Source organism: Ruficoccus amylovorans (genome assembly GCF_014230085.1).
GTDB lineage: Bacteria > Verrucomicrobiota > Verrucomicrobiia > Opitutales > Cerasicoccaceae > Ruficoccus > Ruficoccus amylovorans.
Genome location: NZ_JACHVB010000064.1, coordinates 20,232 through 43,982, shown reverse-complemented (window position 1 = coordinate 43,982; position 23,751 = coordinate 20,232). Strand labels below are relative to the sequence as shown.

Below are 23,751 nucleotides of genomic sequence, written 5' to 3'. Positions count from 1 at the left end.
GGGCAATGGTTTTGCCTCTTACCAACATGTCTATGAAGGAGAAACCCGAAAACAACGAACCGGAAGCGGCCATCGCCGACGAACAGGCCGCCCAGACCCCGGAAGAATCGGTCGCTCCTGAGGAGGCTTCCTCGGAAACGGCCCAATTGCTCGAAGAGCTGGACAAGGCACAGGCCAAGGCCAAGGACTACGAGGACCGCTACCTGCGTGCCATGGCCGACCTGGACAACTTCCGCCGCCGCGCCGCCCGCGAACGCGAAGAGTCCCGCCTCCTCGCCAACGCCGGGCTGATTGAGGAGATACTGCCCGCGCTTGACAATTTCCGGCTCGGCCTGGCCGCCGCCGCCAACCATCCCGAAGCCGCCGTCGTCTCCAAGGGCTTCGAGGCCGTGGCCGCACAACTGCGCCAGATCCTCGCCGATCACGGCCTGGAGGTCATCGAACCGGCCCCCGGCGACGACTTCGACCACAACCTGCACGAGGCCGTCTCCCAGCAGTCCAGCGACGAAATCGGCGACCACCAGGTCATCACCGCCGTGCGCGCAGGCTACCAGCTCAATCAACGCCTGCTGCGACCGGCTTCGGTCGTGGTTTCTTCCGGCCCCGCCGCAAGCTAGGCCCTTCCCAGCATGGCGCAAAAAGACTACTACGAGCAGCTCGGCATCAGCCGGGACGCCTCCGAGCAGGACATTAAAAAGGCCTACCGCAAGCTGGCCATGAAGTACCACCCGGACAAAAATCCGGGTGACGCCAAAGCCGAGGCCACTTTTAAGGAAATCGGCCACGCCTACGAAGTACTCAGCAACCCCGACAAGCGCGCCGCCTACGACCGCTACGGTCACGCCGCTTTCGAGCAGGGAGCCGGTCGCGCCGGAGCGGGCGGCTTCCACGACCCCTTCGACGTCTTCCGCGAGGTCTTCGGCGGAGGCGGGGGCGGAGGCGGCATCTTCGAGGAATTTTTCGGGGGTGGCGGAAGACGCGGCCCCCAGCGCGGAAACGACCTGCGCTATGACCTGGAGATTTCGCTGGAGGAAGCGGCCGAAGGCGTTGAGAAAACGATAAAATACCGCCGCCAGGCCGCCTGCGACAAGTGCTCCGGCTCCGGAGCCGAGCCCGGCAGCGGGGAACGCGTCTGCCCGACCTGTGGCGGCGCGGGCCAGGTCATCAGCTCGCGGGGCTTTTTCCAGGTCCGCCAGCACTGCCCGACCTGCCAGGGCCGCGGCAAGGTCATCGAAAAGCCCTGCTCCAAGTGCTCCGGCCACGGCGTGGTGGACGAGACCCACACGCTCAAGGTCAAGATCCCGGCCGGGGTTGACAGCGGCTCGCGCCTGCGCTCCGGCGGCAGCGGCGAGGCCGGCCCCAACGGCGCTCCCGCCGGCGACCTTTACGTCATCATCCATGTCAAGGAGCACGAGGTCTTCGAGCGCCACGAGAACGACCTTTACTGCCTGATCCCGATCAAGTTCACGCTGGCCGCGCTCGGCGGCACCATCGAAGTCCCCACCCTCAAGGGCCGGGCTTCGCTGAAAATCCCCGCCGGGACCCAGAGCGGCACCACCTTCCGCCTGCGCGGCAAGGGCATGCCCACCCTGCGCGGCGGCCACCACGGCGACCAGCTCATCCAAGTCGAAATCGAAGTTCCGAAAAAGCTCAACAGCGACCAGCGGGCCAAGCTGGAGGAGTTCGCCGCCGCCTGCGGAGACGCCGACCAGCCCGTAAGCGAGAGTTTCTTCGAGAAGGCCAAAAAGTGGTTTGAGTAAGGGCGGTTTTCACCACCTCAATACCTTTCAAAATTTTAACAGGAAGGCCGGAAAGGCAGGAAAGAGATAGCCGCATGTTCGCTTACTTTACTTACTTTCCGCTCTTGCGAATACAACGGTCTGCCCGAAGTACCCACTCTGACGGGTGATTTCGCGGGCAACTGCCTTGAGCTTGACCCGGCGCGGGCTCGACGGGAAGATGCGCGTTCCCATATGGCGCTCCCACTCGACATCCCGAAACTGCTCAGCCTCGACGAAGCCGCCCGCCGCCGCGAAGCTGCCCGCCAGGCCGGGGAAAAGGTTGTCCTGACCAACGGTTGCTTCGACCTGCTGCACACCGGGCACCTGTATTTCCTCAAGGAAGCCGCCAAACAGGGCGACCGGCTCTACGTCGCCCTCAACGGCGACGCCAGCGTCCAAGCCCTCAAGGGGCCGACCCGCCCCGTCCAGAGCGAGCAGGAACGCGCCTACCTGATGGGCAGCCTGCCCTTCATTGATACACTGGTCATCTTTCACACCCCGCGCCTGACCCGCGAAATCGAGGCCCTGCGGCCCGACCTCTACGTCAAGGCCGGGGACTACAACCTCGGCAGTCTCAACCCCGAGGAACACGCCGCTCTCGACGCCTGCGGGGCCGAAATCCGCTTCCTGCCCTTTCTTCAGGGCTACAGCACGACTTCGCTCATCGCGAAAATCCGCGCCGCCGCCGACACTTTTTGAAAGAATGGTTAAATGGCTGATTGCTAAATGGTTGACGACAGATGAAAAGCTTTTCGTCCAACAATCACCTGGCAACCTGGGAGCCTGTTTTAACGATTAACAATTAACAATCAGCCATTTTCGCATGGTACGCATCGTCATACTTGGTTCGGGCCGCGGCAGCAACGCCGAGGCCATTCTCAACGCGCAGGAGGCCGGGCAACTCGGCCTCGCCCAGGTCGTCGGGCTCTTCTGCGACCAGCCCGACGCGCTCATGCTCAAGCTCGGCCCGCGCTTCGACGTACCGGCGTTTTACCTGCATCCGGGCAAGTTCAAGACCAAGCTCGAAGGCGAGGCGGAAACCCACTGGATCGAGACCATCCAGCGGCTCCAGCCGGACTTCATCGTGCTGGCCGGGTTCATGCGTGTGATCAAGCCGCCTTTCATCGAGGCCTTCAAGGGGCGCATCATCAACCTCCACCCCAGCCTCCTGCCCAAGTACCCCGGCCTGCACTCCATTCAGCGCGCTATGGAAGCCGGTGATGCGGAAACCGGCTGTACCGTCCACTGGGTCACGCCCGAGATCGACGCCGGGGAAGTCCTCGGCCAGGAGCGCGTCCCCATCGCCAAGGGCGATACACTCGACGAGGTCGAAGCCCGCGTCCACGCCGCCGAGCATCGCCTGCTTCCGGCCACCATCCGCCGTCTCGCCGACGAGCTCATGCTCCGCCATTAAGATCAAATAATACACGTCCGCCGCACCCGGCCACTGACCTGCTTTTTCTCGCACCACACCATGTTCATCCTCAAAGCTGAAATCCCGGCCGAACTGGCCGACGCCCTCGAAGCCCACTTCTGCGAAGAAGGCCTGCTCTCCTGGGGCATCGAATTTGCCCCCAACGGCCCGCTCTTTCTCAAGGGCTTTTTCGAGTCCGAAGCCGAGGCCGACGAGGGGCTGGCCGCGCTGCGGATCACCTTTCCGGCGCTGCCCGCGTATTTTGCCGGAGAGCAGATCGAGGACCGCGAATGGCAGGAGGCGTACAAGGAATTCCTAAAACCGTGGTCAAACGGACGCCTGCACTGGGTCCCGGCCTGGGAACGCGAAAGCTATGTCGTCCCTGAGGGGCACGTCGCCCTCTACCTGGACGCCGGCATGGCCTTCGGCACCGGCAGCCACGAGACCACGCGACTGATGGCCCGCCGACTGATGGACTTCGCGCAGACCCGGGGCGACGCCTACGCGCAGCAGCGCATCATCGACGCCGGTTGCGGCTCGGGCATCCTCGCCCTGTCCGCCGTCCTGCTGGGGGCGAAGAGCGTTTACGGCTTCGACCAGGACCCCGAGGCCATCCGCGTCAGCCGCGAAAACACCCTGACCAACGGCATCGCGCCCGAAGCGGTGAGCTTCGCCGAGGCCGGGATCGAGTCTGGACTCGAAGGCCGCCAGGCAGATTTCATGATGGCCAACATTCAGGCCGACATCCTGAAAATCCACGCAGCTGGACTTTTTGCCGCCATGGCCCCGCACGGCACACTGGCCCTCAGCGGCATTCTTTCCCGCGAACTCGATGAGGTGCGCGAGCATTTCAACTTCGCCGCCACCGAGGCCGGAATCACCTGCCGCGCCGACTCGCGTATCGACGGCGAATGGGCCGATCTGTGCCTGTTTCTGTAGGGGCTGTTTAAAATTACCTTCCGAGGCTGCGCGCCACCCTTGTTACTCGAAGTAGTTTAGAGCAGAAACCGGACTCAACTGCGGCAAGCCGTCTTGTATTCGGCAATCACTACACTGGAATCCTCTGCGCACAGGACATCCGATACCGCCACCACCCGGCGGGCTCCGGCGGCGAGCACCTGGGAGAGATTGTGGCGCTTGATCCCGCCGATGGCAAACCACGGCAGTTCCGGCTCCATCTCCGCCACGTGACGGACTAATTCCAACCCGACCGGCGTGTAATCCGGTTTCGTCGGAGTGGCAAAGACCGGCCCCACGGCAAAGTAATCCAGCGCGTCGGAGTGGGCAAGCGCCCCGGCAGCCTGCTCTGGCGAGTGCGTGGAGAGTCCGAGCACACGGCCCGGGCCGAGGCGTGCGCGGGCTTCGCCCGGCGACATGTCGTCCTGGCCGACGTGGAGCCCCAGACCGGGAAAACGCAGCGCGGCCTCGATGTCGTCGTTCACAATGAGCGGCACCTCCGTCCCCTCAAAAAGCGGGACCAGCGTATCCAGAATCCCGATACGCTCGGAGGTGCTTTCGCGCTTGGCGCGGAGCTGGATAATATCCGCCCCCCCCGCCAGCAGCGCACGGCACTTGGCGACCAGGTTTTCACGCGGCACATAGCCGGTGTCGAGAATGGCGTAAAAAACCGCCGCGTGCAAATCCGCCCCCATCGATAAATGACTTAAACCCGGCCTCGCAGGGCTCAGGCCTTTTTGGTCTCATCGTCATCCCGGCTCGGGGCGAATGGATCGGCATCGGGATCGTAACCGGCGTCCTCCTGAGCGGCGACTTCAGTTTCCGCCGACTTTTTACGGCCAAAGCCAAAGAACCCGCGTTTGGGTTTCGAGGCGGTATCGTCGTCCACGAGGGCGTCCTCGTTGTCGTCTTCGGCCACAATCACCCGCGACTCGCCAGTGCGAACCGGATCGACCGCCGGAACCGGCACCAAGGCCTCCTCGGAGGCAGATTCCCCGGCCGCAGAAGGCTTGACGCGGCGAATCCCCTTCAGGCCCACGTCGATGCGCACACTGCGACGGTCGAGGTTGAGCGTATTCTGGAGGATGTCCTCGATCCGCATCTGCAATTGGCTGGCAACTTCATTCAGCCGCTGGTCCTCGTTCAGGCGCAGGCCGATGTAAATGTAGAGCCGTCCGCGTCCGGCCTTGATCCGCACCTTCGGCTTGCGCGGGGTGTGGACGTAGTGGCAGGCGTTGAGCACGAGGTCACGGATGGCGCTGCGCGTCACCTCGACCCGGCCCGAAGTCGTCTTAAAAACGCGGATCGATCCACGACGGCGGCGCAGGGCGCAAAAGCCCAGCAACACAATCAGCAGGACGATGGCCGTGCAGACGACGAGCACACGGTCGTGCAGATAAGGCTCGATCTGCGTCTGATAAAAACTCTCCAGCTTGCCGAGCATATGTCAGGGGTGAGGTTAGTCGGTGTGGGGATGGTCCCAGTGGTCGGTCTTTGGTCGGGCCGACTCGGGTTGCTCCATGCGCACACCGTCAACAAAAACTTCCACCTTGGCCACGCCCTTGCTGGTCATGGCCTCGACCTGATCGCGGATCGCCTGCTGGACGACCTTGGCCGTGCTGGCGATGCTCACGCCGAAGCGCATCTCCACGTGGATTTGGATCAGGTAGTTCTCCGCCTCGTCCTCGCGAACCTCCACGCCACGGTCCATTTTCTTGGCACCGAGAGTTTCCCACAGGCCGTCGGCAAAGGTGCCTCCCACGGAGTACACACCGTCCACCTGGAGCGCAGCCATCTTGACGATGTTGGCCACGACCGGGATGTTGATGTGGATCTCGTCGGAGTTTTCCGTCGCTTCGAGCGGGACAGGAATGGAGTTGGGATCCGGTTCGTCAGCGGGCAGGGACGGTTGTTTAGGTGGCATGGTACGGTTTCGGTTAAGGATTAGATCAGAAATGGAGAAGCTATGCGCAAGCGCCGGGAAGACTATTGATGGCTTTCAAGTGCTCGGCAAAGCAAAAATTGGCACCTCCTCGGGAGGCCTTAGAGATCGTCGGAGGGGGCGAAAAGGTCCTTTGGCGTGCGCTCCATGAAGTCGCCCACGAATTTCGTGGTGGCCTCGCCGGAACGGAAGACCGGGTCTTTCATGATGGCGGCGCAGAAGGGGATCGAGGTGCGGATGCCGCGGATGATGTATTCGTTGAGGGCGCGGTACATACGGTCAATGGCGATCTCACGGCTCTGCCCGTAGGAGATGACCTTCGAGATCATGCTGTCGTAGTACGGGGGCACGACGTAGCCGCCGTAGATGTGCGAGTCGATACGCACACCGTGGCCGCCGGGCGGGTAGTAAAGGTCGATCTGGCCGGGGCACGGAGCGAAGTTGCGGGCCGGGTCTTCGGCGTTGATGCGGCACTCGATGGCGTGGCGGATGAAGCGCACGTCCTTCTGGTCCAGGTCGAGCTTTTCCCCGGCGGCGATGGCGATCTGACGCTTGACCAGATCGTAGCCGGTGACCTCTTCGGTCACGCCGTGCTCCACCTGGATCCGGGTGTTCATCTCGATGAAATAGAAGTCGCCGTTTTTATCGACGAGGAACTCGACGGTCCCGGCATTCTGGTAGCCGCAAGCTTCAGCGATAGCGACAGCGGCCTTACCCATTTTTGCCCGCAGCTTCTCATCGACGAAGGGCGACGGGGCCTCTTCGACCACTTTTTGGTAGCGGCGCTGCACGGAGCAGTCACGCTCTCCCAGGTGGATGACCTTGCCGTGCTCGTCGGCCAGGAGCTGGAATTCGATGTGGCGCGGGTTCTCGATGAACTTCTCCACATAGACCGAACCGTTACCGAAGGCCTTAAGCGCCTCGTTGCGGGCCATTTCAAACTCGCGGGCAAAGGCCACGGCATTGTGGGCCAGGCGCATGCCTTTGCCACCGCCGCCGGCCACGGCCTTGATGATGACGGGGAAGCCGATCTGCTTGGCCAGCTTGAGCGCCTCGGTCTCGGAGTCCACGGGGCCGTCACTGCCGGGGATAACCGGAGCCTTGGCTTTTTTGGCCACAGACTTGGCCATCGCCTTGTCGCCCATCAGGCGAATGGTGGAGGAGTTCGGCCCGATAAACTTGATGTTGCAGCTCTCGCACTGCTCGGCGAACTCCGCGTTTTCCGACAGAAAGCCGAATCCGGGGTGAATCGCGTCCACATCGGCGATCTCGGCCGCGCTGATGATGCGGTCGGCCTTGAGGTAGCTCTCGGAGGACGCCGCCGGGCCGATGCAAATGGCCTCGTCAGCCAGTTGCACGTGCAGGGACTGCTCGTCGGCCTCGGAATAGACGGCGAGGGTCTTGACGCCCAGTTCGCGGCAGGCGCGCACGATGCGCAGGGCGATTTCGCCACGGTTGGCAATAAGGATTTTCTTAATCATGGGTGCTCGGGCGGTCGCGCCGGGAGACGGCGCGGCTGCAGGATGAACATTGGGCGGAAGAAGCTCAGGAAGCCTTGATTTTGAACAGTGGCTGGCCGTACTCGACGGACTGGCCGTTCTCGACCAGGATTTCGAGTATCTTGCCCTTGGCCTCAGCGTGGATCTCGTTCATGACCTTCATGGCCTCGATGATGCAGACCACGGAGTCAGCCTTGACCTCGGCGCCGACCTCGACGAAGGCCGAGCTATCCGGACCGGGTGCGCGGTAGAAAGTTCCCACCATGGGCGACTTGATAAACTGGGTGCCGGGCTCTTCCTTCGGCTTGGCCGGGCCGACGGAGACCGTCGGGGCCGGAGCCGCCGCAGGTGCGGCGGGCGCAGCCACGGGAGCCGGGGCGGGCGCGTACATGACAGGCTTCTGCGACTCGCGGCAGATGCGAAGCTTCAGGTCCTTTTCCTCGATTTCAAACTCGGTCAGGTCCGAGCGCTTCATCAGGTCGATGATATGTTTGATTTCCTTGAGATCCATATCGGCAAAAGGTTTTTTGGGTCCAAAAAGTGCGTGCCGCAACCGGGTGCAAACCGGTACGGGAGGATGAAAGCCCACAGACTAGGAGAATTTTTCCCCGGCGGGCAACGTTTTGTTGTCACACGTTTTTTTCATTTTCCGGAGGAGAAAAAGCGCAAATCACGCCTGACGCGTGCCGCGAAGCCGCTAAACCGGCACTACGGGGGCGCGGCAGGGTCTGCCACGGACCACAAAAAGACACAAAAAACACCTCAATTGCCTGCCCCGCCAAGCTTGGGAACTTCTTCGGGAACTTCTTCGAGCACGTTAAAAAGGCCGCTCTGGTCCGAAGTCAGCGGGGTCTGCCCGGTGGGGTTCTGCACCTGTTTCTGGCCGGTAAAGATGCCGATGGGGCGAAAATCGACCTTCCAGCGGGGCTTCGAAAACGTCCCCTGGAGCTGCGCCTCCACCACGTCGGTGAGTGGATTGATGGCGGAGAATATCTGGGAAATCACCGGCACATCGATCCCGCCCAACGGGTAGAGTGAGAGGAAAAAGTCCAGCTCGTTGGTGTCGAGGTTGATGTTGCCATTGGCGTCGATGCGGGCGGTGGGGCCGGAGATTTCGACCTTCGAGAAGTGCGCGTAGCCCTTGCCGACCACGAACGGAGCCTGCCCCTTGGTGAAGTCAACCGTTCCCAGGTTGAGCCCGACGGCCTGGATGGCACGGGAGAAACCGCCGAAGAGGTGAATCTGCCCCAGCACGGCGTCGCGAACGCCGATGTTCCCATGACCGCGGAAGCTGGTCACGTCCCCGGTTTTGCCCTGGGCGTTCAGATCGAAGTCGATTTTGGCCAATTCCTCCTTCTTGCCCTTGCTGACGGGCGGCGGGGGGGGCTGGACCGGCGCAGGGGCCGGAGCCGGAGCGTCTTTCTCGTCCTCGCCCAGAAAGGGGATAGCGTCCTGCAACTGCTCATAGGAGGCTCCCTTCAGGGACACTCCCAGTGCCATCTCGTCCGCTCCGTCTGCCTCAGCCAGCTTCACATCCGCCTGGCCGGTCCCCTTCCCCCCGGCCATGCCGAAGGTCATCCCGCGCAGTTGGAGCAAACCGGGCTTGAGGAAGCCCCGGAACGCCAGATGGTCAAAGACAAAGCCGTCGTAAATCGTCTGCGTGTCCATCCGGGCAATGATTTTCAGGTACAACTGGTCCTCCCTGCCGTCCTTGCCATCGACAGTCAGGCCGTTGACCTGGACCTGCGGGGGGCTGGTCGTCTGGAAGTCCTTGACGTAGCCAAGTGCTTCTTTTCCCGCCAGGCCGGCCCCCTGCGTGAGCGGAAGCGTGCTGGCGGCGGCAAAGCCGAGCGAGGTACGCTGATCCCCGTCATCAGGCGAGTAGCAGAACTGGAGGGCAGCATTAAAGGCTCCCTCCCGGTTTTTCCCCTGCATGTCATACAGGATAATCCTGATCGGCTCGCGCCAGAGCATGGCGGTAAAGGTATCCACATCGACCCCCTGATACGTGAGGTCCACCAGCTTGTTATAGCCGAAAAAGGTCTTCCCCTCGTCCCCGCGCCCGTAAAAGCCCTGAATGTCGATGTTCGAGTAGGGAAGCGTCCCGTGGAAGTCGAAGTCCTTCCACAGCGGCTCCCACCAGTCCGCGTCAATCAGGAAGGAAATCTCCATCGGATCAACGTTGCCCTCCAGCAGAAAGCGGTAGCCCTTGGTATCAAAATTCTCGCTATAGGAGCCTTCGACGGTGTAGCGGGGAGTCGAAAGAACCGCCTGATAGACGTCAAGCTGGCTGGGGGTGACCCTCGCCCGGGCGAAAGCGGAGGTCAGCTCAAGCTTTTCGTAGCGTGTCCGGCCAAAGTCCAGTTCCACCTCGGCCGAGGCGAACCGGAACCCCTCGTCCAGCCGGACGTTACCGCTCCAGCGCGGGCGCTTGCTGCAATCCAGGTCCGGCGGATGCTCGAACTTACCTTCGAGAAAGCTGATCTTGAGCAAATCCATCGGATCCCACCAGGCCCGCACGGCCAGGTCCGCCGTCTCCTTCTGCATATCGACCCGGCCATCGACATGGAGCCAGTGCAGGTCCTCGCCAGTCAGCAGGTGAAGCGAGGCCTCAACCAGCGGCGAACGCGCAAAATCCGCGCTCCCGGTCACGGTATCGACCTTCAGGTTGACCGCCTCGACATTGATGGCAGCCAGCTCACAGGCCTGCGGCAGCGCATGGAGCCCCGGTTTCGGGATGATAGCCTGCAATTGGACGGCCCCGGCCTTCGCCTTGCCCTCCCAGGCCATGTTACGCATCCGGGCGTATGCCTTGCGGAGCCGGAACGAGTCCGCGTCCAGCCCGGTAGCTTCGGCCTGAGCCGTCATCCGCCCCCCGTCGATCCCCTGCCCCAGATTGAAATCCTCGGCCTGAAAATCGACTGCCAGCCGGACATCCTGACCGTCGGGCGCGGGCTCGAAACGCACCTGCACGCGCGGATCAGTGAAGCGCTCCACCCAGGCGTTTGCCTTGAGCACTTCCCGGCAAAAAGCCGCATAGGCGGCCGCCGTGCGGCGATCACGCTCCTCAGGGGTCACTGCCTCGTCCGACTCCATCATTTTCTCAATCCGGGCCACGGGCAGCGAACCGTCGGCCCGGATATCGAGCCCGCGCAGGCGCAAAATGAGCCGGTCCAGGTCGAGACGCTTGTTGCGGATGGCGACTTCGGTAAAAATATCCTGTGCCACCTGCTCGCGGGCCCCGGTCGGGGAAAGCACGGTCGGGCAAAACAGGTTGCAGCGGGAGAGCCAGACCTCGTCGGGCAGGAAATGCCGCTCGAACACCGCCCAGGGGGGGAATTCGATCAGGACCAGGTCGGCCTCGGCAATCGGCTCGTGATAGCCGGGGAGCCGCACCTCGATCTTGCGCAACAGGAGGATACCCCGCAGGTCGAGCTTCATGCTGGCGATCTCCACCTCATAGCCCTGCTCGGCCAGTGCCTGCTCCACTTTGTCGGTAACAAAGCCCGGGATGGGCAGCTCCCCGTCTTCCCAGAGCAGGTAAATAAGCGCGCCCTGCGCGAACAAGGCTGCCAGCAGCCCCAGGTTGAACAAGACATGGATCCACCCCAGCAGGTGTTTCCACCAGGGTCGGACCGGATGCTGGCTCCGCGCGCTCATGAGGATCGGGCTTAAGCGGCGTCAGGGGGCCTGCTTGTCAGGCGTGGCGGCGGGCGCGGCAGGCGGAGAAGGAGCCGGCTTCTCTCCGGCAGCCTCGGGCAGCGGGAGCGGCAGCGGCTCGGCCTGCTCGATGCCCTTCGGTGTATCCGGAAGGACGGGCGCGTCCTGCTCGAAAGTCAACGGGAAGAGCGCGTCGATCATCTCCTGCGTCAGGTAGAAGGCCAGCCCGTTGGCCGGGAAACCGGCAAGCTGCTTGTTGGCGCTCAGGCGCGGACCGAAATCGAACTCACGCTGGGTGGTGGCTCCAGCCTGGCTGCCGGGCAGGAAGTAGTCCACCGTCAGGCGGTAGCGCCAAGTCCCGGCAGGCCAGTCGCCAAAGGGCTTGTCCGCGTAGGAGCCGACCCGGAAGTTTTCCAGTTCGTCCACGAGGTCGAGCGCGGCTTCGCGCTCCTTCTCCGGCAGCGAGGCCCAGTGGGTGCTCCAGGTTTCCTTCTGCGTGTCGAGCTTGGCCGCGAGCAGTTCCTTGTCGCCGTCCAGGTCGGTCAGGGTGAGCCCCACCACCCGGGCCCCGGCCATGCTCTGGTCGAGCACGCGGCTGCGGTAAGTCAGCGGCTCGGAGTTGATCTGGTTAAGGATCAGGCTCCCGACCTTGTAAACAAAAGGCTCGCCGGAGAGCTTGGCGTAGAGGCCGTCGCTCTGCTTATCGGTCCCGAGCAGGAGCGTCTGCTCGCTGGCCCCGCGCAGGGTGACGCGGACAGTTTTCGGCCCGGCCAGCCCCCACTGCTCCAGATCCTGCCCCGAGGGAGCGTCGGAGGCAAAGGCGGTGGCATTGAGCGTGCGCAGCGAAATTAGCAACTGCCCGATAATCTCCGCGTCGGCGGGCTGAGTGACGATCTTGCCGCCCGGCTCCTTGCGAAAAATCTGCCAGCTTTCCTTTTCGTCAGCCTGGCGTTTTTCGAGCTTCTGGAGGGTCAGGCTCTTTTCGTTCTCGGTGATCTCGATGGCGTTGACCTGCGAGGGGTCGAACACGAAAAACTGCCGCTGGCGCAGGCGGTCGGCGGAGTTGCTGAGGCGTTCGAGCGGCTTCTGCTCCACCGTGAAGACCGTGCCCGAGGCGCGGTCGTTCTCCAGGCGGGCGTAGCGCTGGGGCTCCTCGCCGGGGAGCACTTCCGGCACTGGAGCACCCACCAGCAGAGTACGACGGCGGTTGTTGCCCCCAAGGGTGATGCGCATGTACGGCTCGGCAAAGACGGCGTTCTCGCCACCGGGCAGATCGCGCACGATGTGGATGCTGCGCAGGGCGGTCAACTGGCCCAGAGCGGCGTCCACCTTGGCGTTGTCGGCGCGGACGCGGATGGGCGACTCCAGCCACCAGTTGTCCCCGCTCTCCTCGAAGCGGTAGCGCTGGTCGCCCTGTTCGATGGTGAGTGAGCGCACCTCGAAAAGCGGGATGTCAAAGACCCGGTCGCTGCGCAGGTCGGCCAGGCCGATAGTGATGGCCTTGAGCAACTCGTCGCTGACGACGAGCACGGCGTCCCCGTCGGGCGGGAGCAGATAGACGCGCTTGCCGAGCTGGGTGGGCGCACCGATCTTGAGCGCAACCTCCTTGCCCCCCATCCGGTAGCTGAGGATGATGGACGGGTCTTCCAGCCCGAAGTCAGCCAGGCTCTGCCCGCTGTGCCGGATCTCGGACAGCGGGATGGAGACCTCCTTTTCCAGGAACTGCAACTGGGTCAGGATACGCTGGATGGCGTTGTCATTGGCGGGCCAGACGTAGGGACTGGTGATCTCCCAGCCGCTGCGGGTACGCTCGATGACGCGCTCCTCCTGCTTCTGGGCGGTTTTGACCTGGATGCGGATCTGGTCCACGCCGGAGGCGTTGGAGAGGATGTTGACCGTCTCCTGCATGTACGCCTCGCGCGGGTCGGACTGCTTCTCCAGGACGTAGATCCAGTAGAACGCCGCCAGATTGAGGATGACCAGAATGATGGTGAGTTTCAGGCGCATGGGCGGTGTAAAGTTTTAGCGACGGCGAATGAAGGTGACCATAATGCCAAGCAGGGCGACCCCACCGGGAAGGATCAGGAGGCGGAGCCCGGTATCGATCAGGTCCTGACGGCTCAGGCTGATCTTGTAGTTTTCCAGCTTGCGCGGCTCGATGTTGACCAGCGACTCCTGGTCGAGAATCCAGTGGATGAGATTGTGAAAGAGCGTCTCGTTGGCCGCCGCCGGGAAGCGGTTGTTACTGAACAGGCCGGAGTTGCCGAAGACCACGAGCTTGCCGCCGGGGATGTTCAGGCCAAAGCGGTTCCCCGCCGAGCGTTCCGAGACCATGGCCAGCGTGACCGGGCCGGAGAGGTCCGTGTCCTCGTCGTACTGGATGGGCTTGCGCAGGTAGTCGCGCTCGGCCCAGCTCTGAGGCGAGGAAGCCATCAGCGGGGTGATTTCCAGGCTGTTGTCAATCGGTGCGCCGAGATCCTGCCGCACCGGACGGCTCAGCCCGACCAGCACCTTGAGCTGGTTGTCGTGAAGGATCTTGGTGATCGGGTGCTCGGAGAAATTCCCCACCAGCGAGTCCCCTTCCGAAGCCAGAAACTCGTTCGAAGCCTCCAGCACGAGCATGTCGTCGGACATGACGCCCCAGTCGTAAAACAGATCGTCCAACCCATGCGGGTTGCCCGGCTCCAGCAGTACGACGAGACGGCCGTTGTCCTCGGTCAGGTAGCGGCGCAGCTTCTCCTGCTCGGGCGGGAGGAGTTGCGTCTGGATACCGGCGATGATGACCAGCCCGGCGTCTTCGGGCACCTTGGGGACTTCCATCAAATCGAGGGGCTTCTGGGAAAAATTGCGCTGACGCAGGTAGTACGAGGCCCGCGAGAAGCCGCGCAGCGGGTCAACGTCGTCCGGGCGCATCTCGCCGTGGCCAGTGAGGTGGTAAATGGTCTTGGCGTTTTGGTTGGTCACGTCGAGGATGGCCGAGGTAAAGGCCTGCTCGCCCTGAAAAGCGCTGACGCCGTTCTGGTCGGTTTTCCACACATCCAACGGGAGCACCTGCTTGTAGCGGTCGCCGCTGCTGACCACGATGACATTGTCCTGGTCCGGGCTGATCCCGAATTTGTTAACCAACTCCTGCGCCTTCTCGCTCTGGCGGTAAACATTGACGTACTCGACGTTGATCATGGGCCTGCCGCCGTGGGTCTTGCTGGCCAGCTCGTACTCGCGCAGCAGGCGGCTGACCTGCCGGAAGATGAACCGCATCTCCTGCGGAGCCGACTCCGGCGGCGAAGTCACAATGATCCGTACTGGCTCGCGCACCTGGTCCAGATAGGCCAGGGTCTCGGCCGAGAGCGAATAGCGGTTGTTGCTGGTCAGGTCGTAACGCTCGAACGAGCGCGAAGCGATGTAATTGACCGCCCCCACCAGCGTGACGAACAAGATAATCTGCACCAGCCGGTTGATCCGCAGGACCCAGCGCGCGTAACTGAACTCTTCCATTCGGGACATATCAGGCCTTGGATTCGACGACGAGCGTGGTGATGCCCAGCAGCAGGGCGGTGTTGCTGAGGTAGAGGATAAAGGGCCGCGTGTCGATGACCCCGCGGCTGAAGTCCTCCAGGTGCTTGAACGAGCGGATATACTCCAGCGGCGACTCCAGCCAGTACATCCACGAATACTCCTGAATCGGCAGCCTCAGCAAGAGTTGCCCGCTGATGATAATGATAAAGAGCAGGCTGAAACACAGCATCCCGGCCACCAACTGGCTGCGGGTCAGGCTGCTGGCGAAAATCCCCAGCCCGATGTAAAGCGCTCCGCTCAGGGCGACAAAGAGGTACCCCCCGAGCATCGGAGCCAGCTCCAGCACCACGGCCTTGTCCGCCGTGCTTTTGAGCCCGTAGGCGGCGATAAAGGGGAAGCCAATCGTCAGCCCCCACAGCAGCATGTAGAACACATACGCGCCCAGGAACTTGCTCAGCACCACCTGCCAGGCCGTGGCCGGGGTCGTCATCAGAGTCTCCAGCGTGCCCAGGCGGCGCTCCTCGGCGATGGAGCGCATGGTCAGCAGCGGCACCATGAAAAAGACCGGAATCCAGAAGACCTGGAAAAACATCACCGAGGGCGACATGTCGGCCTCCCGCGTGCCCGCCTCATTGAGCACCAGCAGGTAGATCAGGCCCATCAGCAGCAGAAACAGCACCGAGGCCACGTAAGTGGCGGGCGCGATCAGCAGCATGCGCAATTCGTGGGAAAAAAGGGTCAGAAAATGTCGCATCGGTGCAGGGTCAGGTCTGGGCGGGCGTCTTGTCCGTTTCGTTCTCCCGGGTGTCGTCGGCTTTGTCTTCGGGCAGACTCTCGTCCCAACTGCGTTTGGTGGCGGACATGAAGATGTCCTCCAGGTTCGGCTGCAGGCGGGCCACCTCGTGAATACGGGCCTGGCGGGCGCGCAGCGCGTCAATAAAGGCTTCAGTCAAATCCAGATGCGAAGGTGCCTCCATCAGGTACTCGCACATGCCTTCGGTCTGGGCGGAACTTTCCAGTGCCAGCTCGGGGCTGACGGCCGGCAGGAGTGTCGCCATGCCCTCGGCCCGGAGCGTCGTGCGCACACGGTAGCGGGTCATGGGCAGGAACCGCTCCCGCAAGCTCTGGGAGGTTCCGTTGGCCACCACCCGCCCCTGATTGATGATGATCACCCGGTCGCAGCAAAGCTCGATCTCGGGCAGGATGTGGCTGGAAATAATAACCGTCATGCGCCCGCGCAGCGAGTCGATCAGGTTTCGGATGCTGAGGATCTGGTGCGGGTCCAGGCCGATGGTGGGCTCGTCCATCACGATCACCTCCGGCTCGGCCAGGATGGCGTCGGCGATGCCCACGCGCTGCCGAAAGCCCTTCGAGAGCGTCCCGATCAGGCGGCGGCGGGGCTTGCGGTGCAGTTCGCACACCTCCATCGCCTCCTCCACCCGGTCGCGGATGCGGCGGGCCGGAATCTCTTTGAGCCGGGCGCGGTAGCGCAGGTACTCGATCACGCGCATGTCCTCGGGCAGCGGGTTGGACTCGGGCATGTAGCCGATGTGCTTTTTCACCTCGCCCGACTGGCTGGCGACAGGGATCCCGCACACCCGGACAATGCCCGAAGTGGCCGGCATGATCCCGCACAGGATACGCATGGTCGTGCTCTTGCCCGCCCCGTTCGGGCCGAGAAAGCCGACTACTTGCCCGGGGGCCACCTCGAAACTGATGCGGTCAATCGCTTTGCGCGGACCGTAGCTCTTCGTTAAATCGAGGACTTCAATGGCTGGCTGCTCTGGTTCCAAGGATCGTGGGTTAGACTCGTTCGCGGCGAAAGGGTTCAACAGCCGGTTCGGCTGCGTATCTGTTCACTTTGAGCCATCAAATCCCAATCTGGCAACCCAAGAAAATCCCGAATTCCGTACCCGACCGACGCTGAATACCGGGTTCGCAGGCTCAAGCCACCCGCGAGCCGGCCCGCGCTCCGCGGCACCTGCGAGCAAGGAGAAGAAGCAGGACTGCGCCGCCAGCCAACTGCGCCCAGACCGCAGGCTCCGGAACATGAACGACGTATCCATTGGGCAAGCCCTCGCCATTGGCAGTGTAAACCCCGATGACATAATCCTCGTAGACCGAATTGCCCGAAGTCGCATCGACGTCCAGCCCCTCCTCCGAAGGATAAGCGATGTCCAGCCAGTCAGCCTCCCCGAATCCTCCTTCCCCATCCCGAGAAACCTGGGCATAGAAGGCACCCGAAGTGCCATCGGCGATCCAGTCGCCGGTCAGGTTATAGCCACCATTGCCATCTCCAGTGATACCATCGAAATGCGTGATGACGTCTTCACCGGGCGCGTTGTCGTAGTAGAAATCGGTCCAGTTGGTCGTCACGCCTGTGACAATATCATAATCCAGCAGGTAGCCAACGGAAAGCCCTTCATTACCGATAGCGCTGTAGCCGCCTGCGATGGTGTAGCTCGTTCCTCCGTTGTACCAGACTCCGTATGCGGTGATGCTGGCCACCCCGGCTTTCGTCAATTCGCGGTAGGATTGGCTGACAATGTCATAAATAAACGCGCGACCCGTGGCCAGGTCCGTATCAAAGTTCCCCACCAGCAAGTCGCCGTGCGTGCTGTGGGCAATGGTGTTGAGCGTCGTCTCACCACTGTGCGTGGGCGTAAGCGTTGTCCAGGTCCCCCCTCCGGCGGCCGGACCTTCGTAGAAAAGCCCCAAATCCCTGGCGCCTGTCTCTGACGTTTTATAACTGCCTGCCACCCGGATATTTCCGTTCGACAGCGTGTTGGGTCCGTAAAGAGCCGTACTTGTGGTCGTCGCACCGGGTTGGTTGAGAATCCACCAGGTTCCGCCCCCCATGACAGGCCCCCGGTAAATCAGCCCCTGCGTGCCGCTACTGCCTCCCGGCGTATAAACCCCGGTCATATAAACGCCCCCGGAGTTGTCCGCTCTGATGCCCGTCAGGTAAGTCGAGCTATTGGGGATGCTACCATCATAATTGAGAGTCACATAATCAGCCTTCGCACCTCCAGCTATCCCGACAACAACCAGTATTCCAAGCCCAACGCGTACCAATGAATTAATCATGGCTCTAGGGAGTATCAAGGTTCTTCAGCCCGTCAAAGGGTAAGATGAATACCCTATAAATAAAAGAACAACACATTATTTTTCCGCATGAAACGCATTAATCTAATAGGCCCAAAAAGAATTAATTATCGGGTAGATGAAAACATAAAATCTACAATTTTCACCGACGGCTGACCCAGCAGGCATTACACCGACTCGCCCGAACGCCGCCAGGCCTCGGCCAGCCCAAGCAGGCTCAGGTACGGCACCTGCCTGATCGGCTCCTGTGCCTGATCGAGCCAGACAACCGTGCCCCCACCAGTGGCCAGCACTGCGGGCAGTTCCTCGCCCCGGGCCGCAAACTCCTCCCGGCTGCGCTCCAGGAGCGCCCGGATCATCCCGCCGTAGCCGACCACGCAGCCGAGCTTCATGGCGTCACGGGTCGAGCGCCCGATCCGGCCCGGGTCTTTAAGCTCCTCCAGGCTCAACTCGGGCAAGAGAGCGGTTTTTTCGTGTAAATACTTGGTCATCATGGCCGGACCGGGTGCGATGATGCCCCCGATATAGCCGTCGGCACGGGTCACGAGGTCGAAAGTCGTCGCGGTACCCGTGTCGATCACGATGGCGGGAGCCCCGCAAATCACTTGCGCGCCGATGCCGTTAGCCAGCCGATCAGGACCGATCTCAGGCGGGTGTGGATAACTGATGGCCAGCCCCGGACAATGTGCGTGGTCCAGGCGTACGCCGTCAACGACGCCCGCCGCTCGCAGGCATTCCTCCAGCTCCGTAGTAGCCGCCGGGACAACCGAACAATACGCCACCCCCTCGAAATCCGCCTCCGCCAACCGCTGGGGCAGCAACTGAGCCAGCTCGCGAGTCGGCAAATCCTCGGTTCGGGAGACCCTCTGCCCCTCGACATACCCCAGATGCAACCGCGTGTTACCAATGTCGATGCACAAAATGCTCATTTTTGTTTCCTCAAGGTGACATCCCCCGCCGCAAACTGCCGCTCCTGCCCGTCCGGCAGGCGCAAACGCAAGGTCCCAGTCTCGTCAATACCGAGGTACTCGCCCACGATCTCGCCGTCGGCTAACGAAACCGTCACTTCCTGCCCGGTAAGGGCATCATGCAGCGGCCACTGCTCCCGAAAGGTTTCCCGGTAGCAGTCTTCCAGAAAGGTATCGCAAGCCTTCTGCAACGCGCAAATCAGCTTCGCCGCCGTCTCATTCAGGTCGAAAACCCTCCCAACCGCTTCCCGTAGCGATCCAGCCACCCGGCGGACTTCGGGAGGATACTCATCGGTGACACCGTTCACATTGAGCCCGATCCCAAACACCAGGTCACGCAGCATTTCCGAGTCGGAGCGAGCCTCGGTCAACATTCCGGCTACTTTTTTCCCGTTCCAGTGCAGGTCATTGGGCCACTTAACCTTGAGCGACACGCCGCACAACTCGTTGATTGCCAGAGATGTCGAAAGCCCCATCCACAGAGTGAAAGTCTGCATCCGCGCCGGAGGGAGCTGCGGGCGCAGAGCCAGACTGAGGGTCAGATTCCCCGGGTCCTGGCTGAACCACTCCCGCCCCCGGCGACCTCGCCCAGCGGTTTGCCGCCCTGCCACGACAACGAAAGGCGTGTGCTCACCTTCGGCCAACAGGCGCTCGGCCTGCGTGTTGGTGCTGTCGGTCTCGGCCAGAAAGTGCAGATTCGCCGGGCAGGCCAGTCTTAACAGGTGCGCAGCCAGCAAAGCCGGGTGCAGAGCCTCGGGAATTGTCTCCAACCGGTAACCTCGATTCCGGATCGCCTCGAAGGCGAAGCCCTCCGTCCTCAGCCGCTCCAACCTCCCCCAGACCGCCGCCCGGGACACACCCGTGTCCTCGGCGATAGAGGAGCCGGAGACATAGCCGCCGTCTGCCGCCAGAAAGGCGGCCAGGATTTCCGCGTCGCTGACCTCACCCATGACTGCTCCAGTCCAGGCCGATGTCCATCCAGCGGCTGCGGTGCACGACCGCTCCGCTAGACACGAAGTCCAGCCCGAGCGAGGCCAGCGACTTCGCATTGGCCTCGTTGATCCCGCCGCTGGCTTCGGTCCAGGCCTTATCGCCGATCAGGGCCACGGCCTCGCGCAAGCCTGCTGTGGTGAAATTATCCAGCAGAATCACGTCCGCACCGGCTTCCAGCACGGGCGGGATCTGCTCCAGATGGTCTACTTCAACCTCGACCGCGAGATCCGGACGCCGCTCGCGGGCCGCCCGCACGGTGGCGGCCAGGCGCTCGCCCACGGTGGCGTCGCTCGCCGCCAAGTGGTTATCTTTAAACATGATGCGATCAAAAAGCCCCAGCCGGTGATTCCACCCGCCCCCGGTCGCCACGGCGTATTTTTCCAGCATGCGAAAGCCGGGCGTGGTCTTGCGGGTATCGAGCAGGCGCGGCCCACTTTGTCCCAGTAGGGTGACATAATGCGCCGTCGTGGTGGCAATCCCGCTGAGGCGCTGGAGAAAGTTCAGCATGACGCGCTCGGCGCGCAGGATTGTCCCGACCGGGCCGGAAATCCGCCCAATCAGCCCGCCCTCGTCCAGGGGCGTCCCGTCCGCCGTCAGGGGGCTCCACTCGCAGCCCCCCCCGTAAACCTCCAGAATAACCGGTACCAGCCGCAGTCCGCACAGGCGCATCGGCTCGCGGGCGACCAATTCGACCGTCCCCCGCGCATCCGCAGCCAGCAGGTCCGTGGTCGCGTCACCACCGGGGCAGTCCGGCTTTCGCAGACCGGCCCCGCCGAGGTCTTCGTCGCGGGCCATTTCGACCAGACGCCGCAGCCAGGCCGGATCGAGTTCATCCCAGCTCAACCGGCGCAGTAAATGCCCAGCATGCCTTTGAGGTTTGCTCATGCCCATTTCGCTAGGCCAAGCCCGCCCCCGGCGCAAGCTCATTGCATGGAAGAAAGCCTCCCCACCACCGTGGAGTCGGCCGTATCGCTCTTTCCGACCGCGCCCGACCGTGCTGACCGCGCAAGCCTCCCCCTGTAGCGCGTAGCCACACAGGCCCTAAACGGACATCCATTCCTCGCTCGCCCGGTTACGCGGCCATCGCATTGACCGGGGCCGCCATCCGCTTATGTCCCTTGCAAACGAGCCGATATCTGCTAAATAATTAATGTCACAAGCCCGCTCAGATAAAATAATTCGCAGACGCGGAGCGACCACTCAACCAGCACACAGGATATGGACCAGGGCACATTGACCGGCATCGTCGCCGTTATCGCGGGCATCGGCCTGAGCGCCGCCGCCGGGTTTCGCGTGTTCATCCCCATGCTGGCCCTGAGCATCGCCGGTAAAACCGGCGTGATCGAGCTGAGCGAGAGCTTCCAATGGCTGGCAAGCTGGCCCGCGCTGATCGGCCTGATCACTGCCACTCTGGCCGAAATCGCCGCCTACTACATCCCGTGGGTGGACAACATGCTCGACAGCATTGCCACCCCGACGGCTCTGCTCGCGGGTACCTTCATCTCCGCCGCCGTCCTGCCGGAGATGAATGATGGACTCAAATGGACCCTCGCCGCCATCATGGGCGGAGCCCCGGCAGGCGTGGTCCAGGCCGGAACGGTTCTCACCCGCGGAACCTCCACCGCCACCACCGGCGGCATCGCAAATCCCATCGTCTCGACGGTGGAAGCGGGCACTTCGCTTGTCACCGCGATCCTCGCCCTGGTCATCCCCATCTTGATCGGCATCATCGTGCTGTGCGTCGTCATCTGGCTGAGCGTGAAGCTGTTCAAGCGCTTCCGTCGCCGCCCCGGGCTCCACCCGGCGGCCTAGACACCTTCCTTTAACTTTGGGGCTGCGCGTCCCAAGCCTGCGGCAGGACACAGTCCTGCAGCTGTGATCCTGCAGATCACTCGTTTTATACTGCGCTGATGTTTGCGTTTTAAAACGCTAGCTGACCGCCACCAGGGCCTCAACGGCTGACCTGCACGATGGCCATTCCCAGGTCCTTGTCCCACACAGGCTCAAGCGGGAAGTATAACTGACGCCCCGCCACTGTCATGAGGAGGTAGAGAGGGCGCGCACGGGGCATGCCAGTGTCGATGGTCCCCTCTTCGCTGACCGGCCAGGATTCTTCCGTGTAGTTCTCCAGGTAGGTATTGATCCTCGGCAGGTCGCGTTTCTCAAAATCCGCCCATTGCCGGGTCGCTTCGGACACATCCATATTGCTGAGCTTCCAGGCTTCATTTGCATCTCCCAGCGCCTTCCAGGCCTTGATGTATTCGGGCATCGCTTCCAGGAAAGCCCTGTTCGCGCGCAATTGCGCCCGGTAGAATGCGCTCGACCCAAAACTGGGCCCACTCGCATAGACCTTGTCGGTCTGCTTCTTCCATTTCTCCAGCTTGAGTTCAAGCGCCTGGATCACGTAGCTGACTTCATCGAGCCGGGAGTTTTTGACCACGTGGTTGAAATCATCCACCATCCGTTCGTCCGTCTGGCGCTCGACCGGGTAGTAGTAGTAATTGACGTAGTAGCCGGAGGAATCACGGTCCGAACGGTAACGATACCCGGTCGCCCCTTCCGGTTCAGGAAAGGCGTTGCGCAGGTGTTCCAGTTCCTTTTCCAGTCGTTCTTTGGTAGCCCCGTCATGGCCGATCTTCATGACGCTTTTAAAGAGGAGTATCTGCTGCGTCATCGCCGCCTTCAAATCCTCATCCAACGAGCGGCTCTGGACCACGACGGGAGCTCCCTGCAGATAAGTTCCCAGGTCCGGATAGCTCACCCGACACACCGGCCCGGCGGGCGGGACTGGCCGCTTAGCCTCCTCAGCCGGAGGAGGCACCGGCTCTGGGGCAACCTCCTGCACGGCAACCCTCTGCTCCTGCACGGGAACCGGGGCTTCTTTGTCTTCAATCTGGGCCTTAAAGAGGAACCAGCCCAGGGCAATAGCCACGATAAAGGCCCCGACGGCTGCTAGCACATTAATAGCGTCACGCATGATAATAAAACAGGGAAAAACGGGATGGCTGCCAAACCGGAGATAAGCGCGAAAGACACGGTGAATTTATTATACTTATAACAACAACTTCCTCCATGCTTCCGTATTATTTTAATCCACAAAAGGGGAAACCAGCGCAAGCTCCAAACGCGCAACCGCGCCCGGTATCGACAAAACAACCGGCCAGGCCACACGGCCCGACCGGTTGTTTTTCTACGTCATAGATCCTCGGGGTGAAACCGACCCCGGAAAACGCACGCCTCAAGCCCCGGCATTAACGAGGGCTTCCTTGGTCAGGCGGGTGATTTCATCGAACTTGCCCTCCTTGACCAGATTGCCCGCCACGATCCACGAGCCGCCCACGGCCAGCACGCTCTTGATCGCCCAGTAGTCGGGGGCCTTGGCGGCATCGATGCTGCCGGTGGGAATAAACTTCACGCCCGTATGGGAGAAGGGAGCGGCCAGGGCCTTGACCATCTTCGCCCCGCCCGCCGGTTCGGCCGGGAAGAACTTCAGCACCTTACAGCCGAGCTTGAGGCCGCGGCTGACTTCGCTCGGGGTGATGACCCCCGGCGTGATCGGGCAGCCCGCCTTCTGGGCGGCCTCGACAACGGCCTCGTCCAGCCCGGGGGCGACGAAAAACTGCACCCCGATGTCGGCCAGTGGCTGCACCTGAGCGGCGTCGAGCACCGTCCCGGCTCCCACGATCATATCGGGAAACTCCTTCAGGATCGCTCGGATGACGGCCTCGGCAGCGGGCGTGCGCAGGGTGACTTCGATCAGGTTAAGGCCGGCTTCCTTCAGCGCGGCGGCGGTTTTCAGGCCCGCGTCCACGTCCTCCAGGACGGCGACGGGCAGCAGGCGTTTCTGTGCAAGCAGGGTTACGGCAGGATGTTCGCTCATGGGTTTTGAATTTTTCTTTGACAATATGAAACTATC

At 62.3% G+C, this 23,751-nt stretch carries 22 protein-coding genes; 6 read left to right on the top strand and 16 right to left on the bottom strand.

Annotation, left to right across the window (positions count from 1 at the left end):
- Positions 1-32 precede the first annotated feature (32 nt).
- The 5 genes from H5P28_RS18830 (at position 33) to H5P28_RS18810 (ending at position 4,134) form a co-directional block, all read left to right on the top strand.
- Complete coding sequence (locus tag H5P28_RS18830; protein ID WP_185677241.1) at positions 33-617, top strand: nucleotide exchange factor GrpE; 585 nt, start codon at positions 33-35, stop codon at positions 615-617.
- 12 nt (positions 618-629) lie between these two features.
- Complete coding sequence (gene dnaJ / locus H5P28_RS18825) at positions 630-1,760, top strand: molecular chaperone DnaJ (RefSeq protein ID WP_185677240.1); 1,131 nt, start codon at positions 630-632, stop codon at positions 1,758-1,760.
- A 213-nt stretch (positions 1,761-1,973) separates the two neighbouring features.
- Positions 1,974-2,480: an adenylyltransferase/cytidyltransferase family protein gene (locus tag H5P28_RS18820; protein ID WP_185677239.1), complete on the top strand. Its 507-nt coding sequence runs from the start codon at positions 1,974-1,976 to the stop codon at positions 2,478-2,480.
- Positions 2,481-2,604: 124 nt separating this feature from the next.
- Positions 2,605-3,195 (top strand): phosphoribosylglycinamide formyltransferase, encoded by a 591-nt coding sequence (gene purN / locus H5P28_RS18815; RefSeq protein ID WP_185677238.1) that lies wholly within the window; start codon positions 2,605-2,607, stop codon positions 3,193-3,195.
- Positions 3,196-3,255: 60 nt separating this feature from the next.
- The gene (locus H5P28_RS18810) at positions 3,256-4,134 is read left to right on the top strand and encodes a 50S ribosomal protein L11 methyltransferase (RefSeq protein ID WP_185677237.1); all 879 of its coding nucleotides are present in this window, start codon (positions 3,256-3,258) and stop codon (positions 4,132-4,134) included.
- A gap of 74 nt (positions 4,135-4,208) precedes the next feature.
- On the opposite strand, the gene thiE is transcribed toward H5P28_RS18810, so the two are convergent.
- The 14 genes from thiE to nadC all read right to left on the bottom strand — a co-directional run bounded on the left by thiE (position 4,209) and on the right by nadC (position 20,720).
- Positions 4,209-4,847: a thiamine phosphate synthase gene (thiE, locus tag H5P28_RS18805; protein ID WP_185677236.1), complete on the bottom strand. Its 639-nt coding sequence runs from the start codon at positions 4,845-4,847 to the stop codon at positions 4,209-4,211.
- Positions 4,848-4,879: 32 nt separating this feature from the next.
- Positions 4,880-5,596 (bottom strand): alkaline shock response membrane anchor protein AmaP, encoded by a 717-nt coding sequence (amaP, locus tag H5P28_RS18800; RefSeq protein ID WP_185677235.1) that lies wholly within the window; start codon positions 5,594-5,596, stop codon positions 4,880-4,882.
- Between the two features lie 15 nt (positions 5,597-5,611).
- On the bottom strand, positions 5,612-6,076 hold the full coding sequence (locus H5P28_RS18795) for an Asp23/Gls24 family envelope stress response protein (protein WP_185677234.1): 465 nt from the start codon (positions 6,074-6,076) through the stop codon (positions 5,612-5,614).
- Positions 6,077-6,195: 119 nt separating this feature from the next.
- Positions 6,196-7,575 carry an acetyl-CoA carboxylase biotin carboxylase subunit gene (gene accC / locus H5P28_RS18790; RefSeq protein ID WP_185677233.1) on the bottom strand — a complete coding sequence of 460 codons (1,380 nt, stop codon included), beginning with the start codon at positions 7,573-7,575 and terminating at the stop codon, positions 6,196-6,198.
- 64 nt (positions 7,576-7,639) lie between these two features.
- On the bottom strand, positions 7,640-8,104 hold the full coding sequence (gene accB / locus H5P28_RS18785) for an acetyl-CoA carboxylase biotin carboxyl carrier protein (protein WP_185677232.1): 465 nt from the start codon (positions 8,102-8,104) through the stop codon (positions 7,640-7,642).
- Between the two features lie 251 nt (positions 8,105-8,355).
- Positions 8,356-11,253, bottom strand: a complete 2,898-nt coding sequence (locus tag H5P28_RS18780; RefSeq protein ID WP_185677231.1) for an AsmA-like C-terminal region-containing protein — start codon at positions 11,251-11,253, stop codon at positions 8,356-8,358.
- Between the two features lie 21 nt (positions 11,254-11,274).
- On the bottom strand, positions 11,275-13,260 hold the full coding sequence (locus H5P28_RS18775) for a DUF4340 domain-containing protein (RefSeq protein WP_185677230.1): 1,986 nt from the start codon (positions 13,258-13,260) through the stop codon (positions 11,275-11,277).
- A gap of 15 nt (positions 13,261-13,275) precedes the next feature.
- On the bottom strand, positions 13,276-14,757 hold the full coding sequence (locus H5P28_RS18770) for a GldG family protein (protein WP_185677229.1): 1,482 nt from the start codon (positions 14,755-14,757) through the stop codon (positions 13,276-13,278).
- A 1-nt stretch (position 14,758) separates the two neighbouring features.
- Positions 14,759-15,523 (bottom strand): ABC transporter permease, encoded by a 765-nt coding sequence (locus H5P28_RS18765; protein ID WP_185677228.1) that lies wholly within the window; start codon positions 15,521-15,523, stop codon positions 14,759-14,761.
- 10 nt (positions 15,524-15,533) lie between these two features.
- Positions 15,534-16,562 (bottom strand): ABC transporter ATP-binding protein, encoded by a 1,029-nt coding sequence (locus tag H5P28_RS18760; protein WP_185677227.1) that lies wholly within the window; start codon positions 16,560-16,562, stop codon positions 15,534-15,536.
- 151 nt (positions 16,563-16,713) lie between these two features.
- Positions 16,714-17,856 (bottom strand): hypothetical protein, encoded by a 1,143-nt coding sequence (locus tag H5P28_RS18755; RefSeq protein ID WP_185677226.1) that lies wholly within the window; start codon positions 17,854-17,856, stop codon positions 16,714-16,716.
- Between the two features lie 185 nt (positions 17,857-18,041).
- Complete coding sequence (locus tag H5P28_RS18750) at positions 18,042-18,803, bottom strand: type III pantothenate kinase (RefSeq protein ID WP_185677225.1); 762 nt, start codon at positions 18,801-18,803, stop codon at positions 18,042-18,044.
- Positions 18,800-19,792 (bottom strand): biotin--[acetyl-CoA-carboxylase] ligase, encoded by a 993-nt coding sequence (locus H5P28_RS18745; RefSeq protein ID WP_185677224.1) that lies wholly within the window; start codon positions 19,790-19,792, stop codon positions 18,800-18,802. Before H5P28_RS18745 ends, H5P28_RS18750 begins: the two co-directional genes overlap by 4 nt.
- Positions 19,785-20,720, bottom strand: coding sequence for a carboxylating nicotinate-nucleotide diphosphorylase (gene nadC / locus H5P28_RS18740; protein WP_185677223.1), 936 nt, complete (start codon positions 20,718-20,720; stop codon positions 19,785-19,787). The genes H5P28_RS18745 and nadC overlap by 8 nt, the downstream gene beginning before the upstream one ends.
- Positions 20,721-21,053: 333 nt before the next feature.
- Here nadC and H5P28_RS18735 point away from each other — a divergent pair, with 333 nt between their 5' ends.
- Complete coding sequence (locus H5P28_RS18735; protein ID WP_221773485.1) at positions 21,054-21,647, top strand: DUF4126 domain-containing protein; 594 nt, start codon at positions 21,054-21,056, stop codon at positions 21,645-21,647.
- 139 nt (positions 21,648-21,786) lie between these two features.
- Here H5P28_RS18735 and H5P28_RS18730 read toward each other — a convergent pair whose 3' ends face one another.
- Both H5P28_RS18730 and eda read right to left on the bottom strand, forming a co-directional pair.
- A complete protein-coding gene (locus H5P28_RS18730; RefSeq protein ID WP_185677222.1) occupies positions 21,787-22,812 on the bottom strand; it encodes a hypothetical protein in 1,026 nt (341 codons plus the stop codon).
- 261 nt (positions 22,813-23,073) lie between these two features.
- Positions 23,074-23,715: a bifunctional 4-hydroxy-2-oxoglutarate aldolase/2-dehydro-3-deoxy-phosphogluconate aldolase gene (gene eda, locus H5P28_RS18725; protein ID WP_185677221.1), complete on the bottom strand. Its 642-nt coding sequence runs from the start codon at positions 23,713-23,715 to the stop codon at positions 23,074-23,076.
- Positions 23,716-23,751: the final 36 nt, after the last annotated feature.